Below are 12201 nucleotides of genomic sequence, written 5' to 3'. Positions count from 1 at the left end.
CTGCTTACTCCGGCCGTTTGCTGTCAGTAGGGCGACCTGGAGCGCGCTCGGCTGGGGCCCTGGAGGCAATGGCGTCATTGAGACGACCAAGCGTTTCACGAATGGCCTGCTGCTCTTCCGTCTGCTTCTCAGCCCAGTCGCGCATCAACTGCTGTTCGCTGCGCATGCTCTTGACCAGCCCCTGAATGCCTTCCGCCAGATTGGCAAGTGCTGCTGTCGTGCGCTGGCTGGAAGCCTCGCCCCCTTGCAGGTTCTGCACATGCTCTGTCAGGCTACGAATGCCGCCGAGATGCTCATCGGTGCTGATATCCGAACCAAGGTCGGTCACAGATGACAACCAGTTTTCAAGCTCGGTGTAGAAACGATTTTGCGCCCGGCCCGATTGCAAATCGAGGAAGCCCAGAATCAGTGAGCCGGAAAGGCCAAACAGCGAGGATGAGAACGCAGTTCCCATACCTGATAGCGGCGCTTGCAATCCGGCTTTGAGCGAATCAAGCACATCGGTCGTGCTGCCCGAACTCGGGTCGAGTGACTGGATGGTTTGGCCAATAGAGCCCACTGTTTCAAGCAGCCCCCAGAAGGTACCGAGCAGACCCAGAAAGACCAGAAGGCCAATCAGATAGCGCGAAATATCGCGGCTTTCATCTAGGCGCGAAGCAATCGAGTCGAGAATGGTGCGTGTGGACGTGGTCGTCAGCGCCATGGATTGTCTGCGACCGATCAGAGCGCGCATCGGTGCCAGAAGCACTGGTGGACGTGTCGTGCCATCGCGCTCACCGTCGCGGAATGAATTGACCCAGCGGATTTCTGGCAGAAGTCGCAGCACCTGTCCGAAAGCCAGCAGAATGCCGATGAGCAGCACGCCAAAGATCAAACCATTCAAGCCGGGATTGGTGACGAAGAATGTATGGATCTGCCGCATCAGGATCGCTGCAAGGAATGCAACAATGATGAGAAAGATCACCATGGATAGAATGACAATTCTCGGGCTGCTCAGGCGGTAGGGGTCATAGTCCCGTGTATCGTCGAGGCGTTCCCGTGAAAGTCTCAGATCGCTCATGCGTTTGGCTCCATGGATATCCATTGGGATAATCTGTCGCGGGGGAGCCTACTGCATAATTTAGCGAAGCGGAATCGCTTAAAGCGAAAAAATAATGCGCCCCGGTTGGAATACCGGAGCGCATAAAAACATAGAAGAAGTAAACGGATCAGATTGGCTTATTGACCGTCTTGAGCAATGCCTTCTGAATGATTTCATTGCCAGCAACGATGGTCTTGGTGCCAAAAATATCCTGACCACCCTTTTTGTCAGATACAAAGCCACCAGCTTCGCGGATCATCAGCATGCCTGCGCCAAGATCCCAAGGATGCATGCCGTCTTCCCAGAAGCCATCAAGGCGACCTGCTGCGACATAAGCAAGATCAAGAGCAACGGCACCCATGCGGCGAATGCCCGATGTTTCAGCCATGACATTGCGCAGTTCGACAAGGTATTGGCCGTGGCCTGGGCGACCCAGATGCGGGATGCCGGTGCCGATTACGCAATCAACCAGCTTGTTGCGGGCGGCAACGCGCAGACGACGATCATTGAGGAATGCGCCACCGCCGCGTTCAGCGGTGTAAAGCTCGTCCATAGCTGGGTTGTAAATCACGCCAGCAACGATCTGTCCCTGACGCTCAAGCGCGATAGAGACTGCGAAAACAGGAATACCGTGAAGGAAGTTTGTGGTGCCGTCGAGTGGATCGACCAGCCAGCGATGCTGTCCGTCTTTCGATTCAACCTCACCCGATTCTTCCATCAGGAAGCCAAAATCCGGGCGGGCGCGGCTCAGTTCGGTGTAAATGACTTTTTCGGCTTTGCGGTCAGCCTGGCTGACATAATCGCCTGGACCTTTAAGCGAAACCTGAAGGTTCTGCACTTCGCCGAAGTCGCGCGCGAGACCGCGTCCGGCTTTCATAGCGGCCTGAACCATAACATTGAGAAGGGCTGAACGCGCCATCTGATCGTCCTTTTAGAAGCGCATTCCGAAACCTGTGAGCTGGCTTTCGAAAAAGATGCGCGTTGATAAATCACAGAGCGCCGATCTGATAAGATCAAACCTATGGCACTCAGAACTGAGCAAGCTGAGAAAGAACTGTCGCATTTCTCTTCAAAGAGAATGGACTGCGGCGCCGGTTTTGCAGGCGCCGCATGATTTCAAATATTAGATTATGCGCGGCTGACGTAGGTCAGTTCGTTGGTATCAACGATCACGCGTTCACCCGAAGCGATGAATGGTGGAACGAGGATACGGATGCCGTTTTCAAGAACAGCTGGCTTGTAAGAAGAAGCTGCTGTCTGGCCTTTGACGACCGGATCAGCTTCGACGATTTCAAGGGTAACCTGATCAGGAAGACGAATGCCGATTGGCTTTTCTTCATAGAGTTCAACGGTAACCATCATGCCGTCTTGAAGGAAGGCTGCGCGGTCGCCAACGAAATCCTTCAGCAGCTCAAGCTGTTCGTAGGTTTCGGTATCCATGAAAACCAGCGCTTCGCCCTGTTCGTAGAGGAACGAGAAGTCCTTCTGTTCCAGACGAACGCGCTCTACGGTTTCAGCTGCGCGGAAACGTTCGTTGAGCTTGGTGCCGGTGATGAGGTTCTTCAGTTCAACCTGATTGTAAGCGCCGCCCTTACCAGGCTTGACCGCATTGGTCTTAACCGCTGCCCACAGGCCGCCATCATGCTCGATAACATTGCCTGGGCGGATTTCGTTACCATTGATCTTCATAAGATTAATCCGGGAGTAAATGTGAAACTGTTGCGGCCCGGCGCATCACGACAGAAAGGCAATCTCCCGCTTATTTGCAGGGATTGCGTCCATCTTTAACTCGAACCACGATAATCGGGCTCTCCAAGACCATAAAATAGCGCTTTGTGCAAGCCTGAGCCGCAAATCAGCGTGTCAGCTTATCAAAAAACTGTATGGTTTTACCGAACACGCAGATTGTTTGCGATCTGGATTGCCTGCTTAAGCTGATCATCAGCCAAACCATCCATCATGTCATTGAGGTCTGGTGAGCGATAACCGGCGCGCTGAGCAACGATATACCATGCTGCGGATTTGACTGTGTCACCATCCGTGCCGATACCGTCGCGATAAAGTCTTGCAAGCCAGGCCTGAGCCAAAACCATGCCGCGCTGTGCTGCAATCTGCATCCAGCCAAAGCCCTGCTCGTAATTGCGATCACCGCCACGGCCTTCGACCAGCCAACGACCCAGATCATATTGTGCAGTGTCATAACCCTTGCGCGCAGCGCGCAGCAGATATTCACGCGCTTTCTTGTCGTCATGCGGTATTTTGTCGGTGCCGTTGGCGTAAATCTGGCTCAAAGCATATTCAGCATCGGCGAGTTGTGCGGTGGCAGCTTTCTCAAACCATGGGAAAGCAGCATCGATGCCAGAAGCAGTCGTCGCTTTCATCATGAGCAGCTGGCCATAATTGAACTGTGCCATGGCATTGCCGCTTTCGGCAGCTTTTTGCATCAGTTCCGTCGCCTTGGCTGTGTCTTTTTTGACGTAGCGGCCTTGAAGCAGCAGGGCGGCATAGCGGAACTGCGCTTCATGCACGCCTTTGTCGGCAGCTTTGGCATACCACTCAGCAGCTTTTTTCTGATCGGCAGGGACACCCAGACCGCGCGCGTAGATTTCTGCGACAAGTGTCTGGGAAGCCGGATCGCCTTGCTCAGCCTTTGGTTTCGCTAGATTGAATGCGGTCAGATACAGCCCACGCTGATAGGCACCAAAGGCCTCATCTGCGGGCTTATCGCCAAACCGGCTTGGATCAATTGCCGGCAAAGCGCTGGTCGATGCCGGTTGTGGCAGCATCTTGGGCTTTTCAGCAGGCTTATCACTTTTCTTGTCCTGTTTCTTTTGTACGCCTGCGGGTTCACCAGCAGTTCCGGCAGCATGAACAACCGGAACAGACGCAGCGAATATCAAAGCTGTGGTGAGAAGAATTTTGCTCTTCATGGGGGCGTACAAAACCTTGCCGAAGTTAATTTTCAAAACGAGGAGCGTGTTCATCAAGAAGCCGGTTGGCTTCAGCGACAGCCTCCGCAGGGTTTTCCGCTTCAAATATGGCGCTACCAAGGGCAACAAAATCTGCACCAGTCTGCGCGGCGGCGATGACGCTTTCCAACGTATTGCCAGCCTGTGCGATGCTTGGAATTTCAACAAGCTCAGACCACCATTCAGCCAAAGACAGATTGCGCGGGTGTGCGTCTGGCTTGTTGTCAGCACCAATCTTGCCGAAGAAAACATAATCAGGCTGCAACTCACCGATTTCCATAGCACTATGACGATCACGCAGATTGCCTGTGCCAACGATGAATTTTGGTGTGTGCTTTTCAATTGCTTCAGCAAGCTCTGCGGCTTTGCCTTCAATGTGGATGCCATCGGCACCAACACGGCCCGCAATGCGCGTATCATTTAGGATGATCGCGGCAGCACCTTTTTCCTGAATGACAGCAACGGCCTTCTGGGCTGATGCCTGAAATGTCGCTTCATCCAGATCGGTTCCGTCGAGAATCACACTTGCAACGTCGCCACCTGACAAGGCTGCCGACAACAGTTTTGCAAGTGCATCCCCATTTGCGATGGGTGGTGCAACCAGCAAAAGGCGGCAGCGATCATTGTTTTGTTTAGCAGTTGGCGCGTTCATAAACCAAACCTAGCGAAAAATGTTGATGGAATTCGGGCATAAAGTAAGAGGCGTTGCTTGAATAGCCCCTTTGCATTTTAACGCTTTTGTTGCGGGCGTGGGAAACAGCTGTGTTGGCATAATGTTATCCACTGGAACGAAAGTTGATTGGAACCAACCGCGTTCTAACCGAATTACCAGTTATATAGGCGGCAATGAGTGCTGCGCTATCGCAGACTGAAATATAAACGGCAGGCAGGCGAAATGACGAATGAAACGGCGAAAATAGTGCCAAAAGTCCGCGACACACGCATTGATGTGTTTCGCGCGCTGGCACTGCTTACGATTTTCATCAATCATGTGCCCGGAACCTTTTTCGAGCATTTCACGCATAAGAATCTCGGCTTTTCGGATTCGGCAGAAGCTTTTGTTCTGATTTCAGGCATGGCGGTGGCATTGGCCTATGGGTCGAAGTTTGCTCCAGGCAATCGTCTGATGCTGACTTTGAAAATGTGGCGTCGCGCCTGTGTGCTGTATACCGCGCACATCATGACGACGCTGGCGACAATCGGTATTTTTGCCTCCGCCGCGATTTTCCTCAAGCATCGTGAGCTTCTGACTCAGATCAATATTGGCCCACTGGTTAAGCAGCCGGTTGAGGCGCTTCTCGGTCTGGTTACGCTCGGTCATCAGCTTGGCTATAACAATATTCTCTCGATGTATGCCGTTGTGCTGCTAATCACACCACTGCTGCTTTTGCTCGCGCGTATCAGCCTGTCGCTGATGCTCGGCGTATCAGGTATGGTGTGGTTGCTTGCTGGTATCTATCATGTTGCTCCGGTAAATTACCCAACTGAAGGCGTCTGGTTCCTCAACCCGCTATCATGGCAGTTCCTGTTTGCTATCGGTATTGCTGGCACAATCCATGTGCGTCGTGGTGGCAAACTGCCGACCAATCCTGCATTGATTGCAGCGGCTGTTGGTTATCTGGTTCTTTCGCTGGCTTGGGTCCGCATTCCGCTTTGGGGCATTGATGTTTCAATGGGCATGCCTGCGGTTCTGACGGGCTTTGACAAGACGTTTTTGTCGGCTCCACGTCTTCTGCATGTATTGGCCATGGCTTATCTGATTGCTGTCGTTCCAACGCTTAACAGCATTGCGCGTACTTCGCCGGATAATCCGCTCGCAATTCTCGGCAAGCATTCGCTGCCGGTGTTCATTGCCGGTACGCTGTTGGCGATGGTTGCGCAGGTCATGAAACTCGTTAATCCGGGTGGCCTGCCATACGACGCTCTGCTTATCGCAACGGGTGTAGTGATGCAGTTCGCGCTGGCTTATTATCTGGAATGGCTCCCAACCATCGGTTGGGGCAAGAAGCCTGCCGCAAAGCCTGCTGCGGAAGGTTCAAAGGCCTCGCTTGGAGCCAATCCAAAACCGGCACTTCAGCAAATGTAATTAAAAGCCGCCTTCGGGCGGCTTTTTTGTTTGCGGATTATTCCACAGCTTGCACTCAGAATTAACCAATCATTAATCTTAACGGCGTTTAATGGTTTACATCCAGTTCGGCTGGATTCTTACCGAGTGGTGAAGCCACTTTGTTTGACGCCTCCCTGTTAAACTCCTGAGAGCCGCCTTTGCGGCTCTTTTTTTTATGGTTTTGAGGGAATCGCCTGCTTTTCCGGCAAATTTGGCGTCAATGCCTTTCACAGTTTATTCAAAAGCATTTTAAAAAATTAACCGAATGTTAAACATAAACTTGCGCGACGGTGCATGAAGGTGCAGTTTATCGTGGACTCGACCGATCAAGCTGTTCCGTCCCAGCTCTCCCCATGATCGAACGACAGTTCATTCTATTATTTCACGCACATTTTGACGGTGCGCGAGCAACAAAATAATCGCATATGCGTTTATGTAAGGTGGCAGAGCAGTGATTAGCGAACAGGGACAGATGCCGGGCAATATGATTAGCCTCGCTGAGCGCATGGTTTTCTCAGATTCGTTCAAGCCGATTTACAGCGAAGGCATGGACATGGTTGAGGAAGCCGCCAGCTATCTCGACGGCGAAGGCCGCGAGGAAGCGCGCAATCTCTCGCGTGTTGCCGCAACCCTTTATGCTGCCGAATCGATGCGTCTGACGACACGTCTCATGCAGGTTGCTTCTTGGCTTCTGTTGCAGCGTGCAGCGCGTAATGGCGAGATGTCCCGTAAGCAGGTAGAAGCTGAAAAGGCCAAGGTTCGTCTTGATACACCTTCGGCTGGCGACGTTGCGCAGGGCTGGAATGAGTTGCCTTTTGCTTTCACTGAGCTGGTTGAGCGCTCAATTCGTCTTCAGGCACGGGTTCGCCGCATGGATCGCAATGTTTATGGTGAAGTTGTAGCTTTGCAGAGTGCGCCGCGTGGCAATCCGGTTTCCGATCAGATTGTCCTTTTGAAGACTGCCTTTGGCGCATCCTAAGACTGCTGATATTTCGGCTGTGATGGCCTGCAAATAGCGCTCTTTTACGCTTCCGGTGCTCATGTACCCAAAAGTACACTCCGCTCCGGGTCTCAAAGAACACTATTTTCGGCTGATCACAGCCAAAATCTGTGCAGTCTAAGTGGCGGCTGCATGCAATGTTTCTCTTTTGTTCACATTTATACTGTCAAGTGAACCCGTCTGAGGATAGGGTTCACTTATGAAAGAAACGATTCGCATCATTGGTATTGATCCGGGGCTCCGCCGTACCGGCTGGGGCGTCGTGGAATCGCTTGGAAATTCCCTGCATTTTATTGGCTCTGGCACTGTGACCTCGAATGCTGAGATGGATCTCGCTTCAAGGCTTTGCCAGTTGCATGAAGGACTGTCGAAAGTCCTGCATGAATTCATGCCGCATGAAGCAGCCGTAGAACATACATTCGTCAATAAGGATGCGACGGCGACGCTGAAGCTTGGTCAGGCGCGTGGTATTGCACTACTAGCGCCCGCACAGGCTGGGCTGCCGGTTGCGGAATATGCGCCGAATGCCGTCAAGAAGGCGGTCATTGGCGTGGGTCATGGCGAAAAGCAGCAAATTCATATGATGGTGAAGGTTTTGATGCCGCGCGCAACGTTCGATACGAGCGATGCTGCCGATGCGCTTGCCATAGCCATTTGCCATGCGCATCATCGTCAGAGCATTGTCAGCGCACGCAGAATGCAGGCGTTATTAGCGGGGTAAAACCAGAATGATCGGCAAGCTTAAAGGCGTGATCGATGAAATTGCTGATGATCATGCTGTGATTGACGTGCATGGGGTTGGCTATGTCGTGTTTTGTTCTTCCCGCACGCTCGGCAATCTGGGTGGCGAAGGCGTCGCGGCGGTGCTGCTCATCGAGACCTATGTGCGCGAGGACATGATCCGCCTTTATGGTTTTGCATCACAGCTTGAGCGCGAATGGTTCCGCCTGTTGCAGAATGTGCAGGGCGTTGGTGCCAAGGTTGCGCTTGCCGTGCTCGGAACGCTGACACCGCCTGAACTTGCAAACGCAATCGCGCTTCGTGATCTCGCGATGGTTTCACGTGCGCCGGGCGTTGGTAAAAAAGTTGCCGAACGTATTGTTACTGAGTTGAAGAATAAAGCTCCTGCCTTTGCGGGTGATGCCAGCGGCACCATCGGGCTTAAGCAGGAAATCGGTGCGGGCGCTGCATCGGCTCCGGTTAGCGATGCCGTCTCAGCTCTCTCCAATCTCGGCTATTCACGTGATCAGGCGGCAAATGCTGTCGCCGCAGCACTCCGCGAAGCCGGGGAAGATGCCGATTCGGCCAAGCTTATTCGTCTTGGTTTGAAGGAACTGTCGCGTTGAGTGACTTGTCTCAATTGAATGTTCATGCGAGAGGACTGGCATGAGCGACCGCAACCCCCTGATTGACGCTGATCTGCGTGGCGAAGATGCCGACACGACATTGCGCCCGCAAACGCTGGACGATTTTGTCGGGCAGGCTGCTGCGCGCGCCAATCTCAAAGTGTTTATTGAAGCTGCAAAAGTGCGTGGCGAAGCACTTGATCATGTGTTGTTTGTCGGTCCTCCAGGACTAGGTAAAACCACGCTCGCGCAAATTATGGCCAAGGAGCTTGGTGTCAATTTCCGTTCGACCTCAGGTCCGGTGATTGCAAAGGCCGGTGATCTTGCAGCGCTTTTGACCAATCTTGAAGATCGTGATGTGCTGTTTATCGATGAAATCCATCGTCTCAGCCCGGCTGTTGAAGAAATTCTCTATCCGGCGATGGAAGATTTTCAGCTTGATCTGATTATCGGTGAGGGTCCGGCGGCGCGCTCGGTCAAAATTGATCTGGCAAAATTTACGCTGGTCGCAGCAACCACACGTCTTGGGCTTTTGACCACTCCGTTGCGTGATCGTTTTGGCATTCCGACACGGCTCAATTTCTATACCGTCGAAGAACTCGAATATATTGTCCGCCGTGGCGCGCGCATCATGCAGATGGGTATTTCGCCGGATGGTGCGCTGGAAGTGGCGCGTCGTTCACGCGGCACTCCGCGTATCGCAGGGCGTCTGTTGCGCCGCGTTCGTGATTTCGCGCTGGTCGCAGGCGTTGATGTAATCGACAGCAAGATTGCCGATGAAGCGCTCTCGCGGCTTGAAGTCGATAACCGCGGGTTCGATCAGTTGGACCGGCGTTATCTTGATATGATCGCGCGCAACTTTGGTGGTGGGCCTGTCGGTATCGAAACCATCGCAGCGGGTTTGTCAGAACCGCGCGATGCGATTGAAGATATTATCGAACCCTATATGATTCAGCAGGGCTTTTTGCAGCGCACCCCTCGCGGGCGTGTTCTGACGAATCTTGCCTGGCAACATCTGGGGCTTGCTGCGCCCGCTGAAGCCGCGCAACAGTCGCAGTTCGGCCTTTTCATGGAAGACGAGTAAATGGACAATGCGCAGGTCGCAGGGGAACTGAAAGACGGTACGCATTATCTCTATGCGCGTATCTATTATGCTGACACGGATTTTTCCGGCTTCGTCTATCACGGTCGTTATCTCGAATTTTACGAACGCGGACGCACGGATTTCCTGCGGCTTCAGGATGTGCATCATATCGAGCTTGCTGAAGGTTCGCTTGGTGAGGAAATGGTTTGGGTCGTTCGCCGTATGGAGATCGACTATAAATCACCTGCGAAAATGGATGATCTTATCCTGATTGAAACCCGTGTCAGCGAAATTCGTGGTGCACGGGTTATCATGGCGCAGAAGATTACCTGTGGTGAGCGGCTGCTTTCTGAAGCGAAGGTTGAGGCCGTGATGATCACGAAAGAAGGCCAGCCGCGCCGGATACCCGACGAATGGCGTGACGCTTTCACGAAGGTCGGCAATGAGTGATCGTTTCCACTCGTTTGAAGAACTTTGCGATGTTTTTGCGGAAGGGACCGATTTTGAGGTCGTAACCCGCTTTGTTCCGGGCTCGAAAATTGTCATTATAGCGCCGCACGGCGGTACAATCGAATATTTCACGACCGAACTTGCTTACGAAATTGCTGTTGAACATTATAGTTTTTATTCTTTTGTCGGGCTGATGGATCGTAAGCATGCGCGAGACCTTCACATTACATCCCATCGCTTTTTTGAAGTGAGGATGGATGATCTTCTTTCACACTCCAGATATGCGCTCGCCATACATGGACGTAAAGATATGCAAAAACTGGCAAGCCTCGGAGAGCTGGACGATAAGGATGCGATTTATCTCGGTGGATTGGATACGCAGTTTATCCAGTTTCTTGACGACGAATTGAGAAAGTCCGGTTTTGCCACACGCTCTTCCGGTCATGCATTTCTTGCTAGCAATCAGGACAATCTTTGCAATCGCTGTCAGTCGGGCAAAGGTGCGCAGATGGAACTACCACTGTCCCTTCGCCATGCATTCGCTAACTCCGGGACACTGAAATCTCAATTTGTTGCGGCGACGCAAAAGGCTATTGCGCGTCGTATCGGCAATTGACCGGGATTCTTTGCGCCAAGATACCATTCGCACATTAAGAGTAACTTATCTTTAACCATAATATCGGATTAATCACGCTGACGGATTCGGTTGAGAGGCTCGTTACGGTGTAACGCCTTCCTTTCACCAAAATTAACCATGACAAGCGCTTGAGGATTTAAAGTTAAAATCCGGTTATGGCGGTTGGGGCGTTCGGCAGCGGACGTTTTTCGAGTAATTTGCGATGCCGCCCGGTCACAATGCCGGGCGTTTGGATTCGAGGACGGTAGATCGATGGAAAATATTGCGCTCGCGGCCCCTGCCGCCGATATTACCCTCTGGGGCCTGTTTATGCATGCGGGCTGGGTGGTCAAGCTTGTGATGCTCGGCCTGATAGGCGCATCGGTCTGGACCTGGGCAATCATCGTCGACAAGATTGTTTCTTATCGTCGCGCTCGCGGCGCTATGGAGCGTTTTGAGCAGGCTTTCTGGTCTGGTCAGTCACTGGAAGAACTCTATCGCACGCTTAATGAACGCCGTACCACTGGCATGGCCTCCATTTTCATCGCCGCAATGCGTGAATGGAAAAAGTCGTTTGAGAAAGGTGCGCGCTCGCCAATTGGTTTGCAGATGCGCATCGATAAGGCGATGGATGTGGCACTGGCGCGTGAGGGCGAAAAGCTCGACTCCCGCCTTGGATTTCTTGCAACGACAGGTTCGGCAGCACCATTCGTCGGTCTGTTTGGGACGGTTGTTGGTATTATGACCTCCTTCCAGGCGATTGCTGCTTCCAAGAACACAAGTCTTGCAGTTGTGGCACCGGGTATCGCGGAAGCATTGCTTGCAACGGCGATTGGTCTGCTCGCCGCTATTCCTGCGGTTATTGCTTACAACAAGCTTTCTGCCGATGCGGGCAAGATTAGCGGACGCCTTGAAGGCTTTGCCGATGAGTTCTCCGCCATACTGTCGCGCCAAATTGATGAGAAGTTGACGCCGCGTAACTAAAGCATAACGCGGAAAAGTGGGAACCGGCTTTCCGATAACGTCATGCGTGAAAGCAAAAATAAAGCGTTCCAACCTCAAAGCGAAATCGAGCCTTCGGGAATATTGAAATGGGCATGTCAGTTGGAAATCAGGGAATGCAGTCGGGTGGTCGCCGTAGGCGTGGCCGCAAGAAGGCATTGATGAGCGAAATCAACGTTACGCCATTCGTGGACGTGATGCTGGTTCTGCTGATCATCTTCATGGTTTCTGCACCGCTTCTGACCGTTGGTGTGCCGATCGATCTGCCCGATACGCAGGCGAAATCGATGAATGCCGACACGCAGCCAATCACCGTATCGGTGAATAGCGAAGGTAAAATCTATCTTCAGGAAACAGAAATTCCGATTGATGAAGTTGTCACTAAACTTCAGGCGATTGCCAAGACCGGCTACGAAGAGCGTATCTTCGTGCGTGGTGACAAAGCTGCCGATTACGGCACTGTCATGAAGGTTATGGCTCGCATTTCCGCCGCCGGTTTCAAGAATATCGGCCTTGTGACACTCCAGGAGCAGGATAGCTGACGGC

14 protein-coding genes are annotated in these 12201 nt (G+C 52.6%); 9 read left to right on the top strand and 5 right to left on the bottom strand.

The window, feature by feature from the left end:
• Positions 1–4 precede the first annotated feature (4 nt).
• The 5 genes from J2782_RS18515 to J2782_RS18495 form a co-directional block, all read right to left on the bottom strand.
• The gene (locus J2782_RS18515) at positions 5–1060 is read right to left on the bottom strand and encodes a MotA/TolQ/ExbB proton channel family protein (RefSeq protein WP_310015284.1); all 1056 of its coding nucleotides are present in this window, start codon (positions 1058–1060) and stop codon (positions 5–7) included.
• A 148-nt stretch (positions 1061–1208) separates the two neighbouring features.
• Positions 1209–2000, bottom strand: coding sequence for an inositol monophosphatase family protein (locus J2782_RS18510; protein ID WP_310015282.1), 792 nt, complete (start codon positions 1998–2000; stop codon positions 1209–1211).
• A gap of 209 nt (positions 2001–2209) precedes the next feature.
• Complete coding sequence (gene efp / locus J2782_RS18505; protein ID WP_250041117.1) at positions 2210–2770, bottom strand: elongation factor P; 561 nt, start codon at positions 2768–2770, stop codon at positions 2210–2212.
• 200 nt (positions 2771–2970) lie between these two features.
• Positions 2971–4011, bottom strand: a complete 1041-nt coding sequence (locus tag J2782_RS18500) for a tetratricopeptide repeat protein (protein WP_310015277.1) — start codon at positions 4009–4011, stop codon at positions 2971–2973.
• A 25-nt stretch (positions 4012–4036) separates the two neighbouring features.
• A complete protein-coding gene (locus tag J2782_RS18495; protein ID WP_250041114.1) occupies positions 4037–4702 on the bottom strand; it encodes a thiamine phosphate synthase in 666 nt (221 codons plus the stop codon).
• Between the two features lie 243 nt (positions 4703–4945).
• Between J2782_RS18495 and J2782_RS18490 the strand changes: the two genes are divergently transcribed.
• From J2782_RS18490 to tolR, 9 genes are all read left to right on the top strand, one after another.
• A complete protein-coding gene (locus J2782_RS18490; RefSeq protein WP_310015272.1) occupies positions 4946–6136 on the top strand; it encodes an OpgC family protein in 1191 nt (396 codons plus the stop codon).
• 493 nt (positions 6137–6629) lie between these two features.
• Positions 6630–7136, top strand: a complete 507-nt coding sequence (rcdA, locus tag J2782_RS18485; RefSeq protein WP_250041326.1) for a protease adaptor protein RcdA — start codon at positions 6630–6632, stop codon at positions 7134–7136.
• Positions 7137–7356: 220 nt separating this feature from the next.
• Positions 7357–7878 carry a crossover junction endodeoxyribonuclease RuvC gene (gene ruvC / locus J2782_RS18480; protein WP_310015271.1) on the top strand — a complete coding sequence of 174 codons (522 nt, stop codon included), beginning with the start codon at positions 7357–7359 and terminating at the stop codon, positions 7876–7878.
• Positions 7879–7885: 7 nt separating this feature from the next.
• Entirely contained in the window at positions 7886–8503 is a 618-nt protein-coding gene (gene ruvA, locus J2782_RS18475) for a Holliday junction branch migration protein RuvA (protein ID WP_310015270.1), read from the top strand.
• A 40-nt stretch (positions 8504–8543) separates the two neighbouring features.
• Positions 8544–9587: a Holliday junction branch migration DNA helicase RuvB gene (gene ruvB, locus J2782_RS18470; RefSeq protein ID WP_310015268.1), complete on the top strand. Its 1044-nt coding sequence runs from the start codon at positions 8544–8546 to the stop codon at positions 9585–9587.
• Positions 9588–10037, top strand: coding sequence for a YbgC/FadM family acyl-CoA thioesterase (locus tag J2782_RS18465; protein WP_310015266.1), 450 nt, complete (start codon positions 9588–9590; stop codon positions 10035–10037).
• A complete protein-coding gene (locus J2782_RS18460; protein WP_310015264.1) occupies positions 10030–10653 on the top strand; it encodes a poly-gamma-glutamate hydrolase family protein in 624 nt (207 codons plus the stop codon). Before J2782_RS18465 ends, J2782_RS18460 begins: the two co-directional genes overlap by 8 nt.
• Before the next feature lie 273 nt (positions 10654–10926).
• Positions 10927–11637: a protein TolQ gene (tolQ, locus tag J2782_RS18455; RefSeq protein WP_250041102.1), complete on the top strand. Its 711-nt coding sequence runs from the start codon at positions 10927–10929 to the stop codon at positions 11635–11637.
• Positions 11638–11744: 107 nt separating this feature from the next.
• Positions 11745–12197, top strand: coding sequence for a protein TolR (gene tolR / locus J2782_RS18450; RefSeq protein ID WP_310015262.1), 453 nt, complete (start codon positions 11745–11747; stop codon positions 12195–12197).
• Positions 12198–12201: the final 4 nt, after the last annotated feature.

The organism is Brucella pseudogrignonensis (assembly GCF_031454375.1).
Taxonomy (GTDB): domain Bacteria; phylum Pseudomonadota; class Alphaproteobacteria; order Rhizobiales; family Rhizobiaceae; genus Brucella; species Brucella pseudogrignonensis_A.
This window is presented reverse-complemented; position numbering and strand designations above follow the sequence as displayed.

Excerpts from the sequence above, each read along its gene's own strand:
- J2782_RS18515 (WP_310015284.1), bottom strand. The coding sequence starts at position 1,060 with ATGAGCGATCTGAGACTTTCACGGGAACGCCTCGACGATACACGGGAC.
- J2782_RS18510 (WP_310015282.1), bottom strand. The coding sequence starts at position 2,000 with ATGGCGCGTTCAGCCCTTCTCAATGTTATGGTTCAGGCCGCTATGAAA.
- efp (WP_250041117.1), bottom strand. The coding sequence starts at position 2,770 with ATGAAGATCAATGGTAACGAAATCCGCCCAGGCAATGTTATCGAGCAT.
- J2782_RS18500 (WP_310015277.1), bottom strand. The coding sequence starts at position 4,011 with ATGAAGAGCAAAATTCTTCTCACCACAGCTTTGATATTCGCTGCGTCT.
- J2782_RS18495 (WP_250041114.1), bottom strand. The coding sequence starts at position 4,702 with ATGAACGCGCCAACTGCTAAACAAAACAATGATCGCTGCCGCCTTTTG.
- J2782_RS18490 (WP_310015272.1), top strand. The coding sequence starts at position 4,946 with ATGACGAATGAAACGGCGAAAATAGTGCCAAAAGTCCGCGACACACGC.
- rcdA (WP_250041326.1), top strand. The coding sequence starts at position 6,630 with ATGCCGGGCAATATGATTAGCCTCGCTGAGCGCATGGTTTTCTCAGAT.
- ruvC (WP_310015271.1), top strand. The coding sequence starts at position 7,357 with ATGAAAGAAACGATTCGCATCATTGGTATTGATCCGGGGCTCCGCCGT.
- ruvA (WP_310015270.1), top strand. The coding sequence starts at position 7,886 with ATGATCGGCAAGCTTAAAGGCGTGATCGATGAAATTGCTGATGATCAT.
- ruvB (WP_310015268.1), top strand. The coding sequence starts at position 8,544 with ATGAGCGACCGCAACCCCCTGATTGACGCTGATCTGCGTGGCGAAGAT.
- J2782_RS18465 (WP_310015266.1), top strand. The coding sequence starts at position 9,588 with ATGGACAATGCGCAGGTCGCAGGGGAACTGAAAGACGGTACGCATTAT.
- J2782_RS18460 (WP_310015264.1), top strand. The coding sequence starts at position 10,030 with ATGAGTGATCGTTTCCACTCGTTTGAAGAACTTTGCGATGTTTTTGCG.
- tolQ (WP_250041102.1), top strand. The coding sequence starts at position 10,927 with ATGGAAAATATTGCGCTCGCGGCCCCTGCCGCCGATATTACCCTCTGG.
- tolR (WP_310015262.1), top strand. The coding sequence starts at position 11,745 with ATGGGCATGTCAGTTGGAAATCAGGGAATGCAGTCGGGTGGTCGCCGT.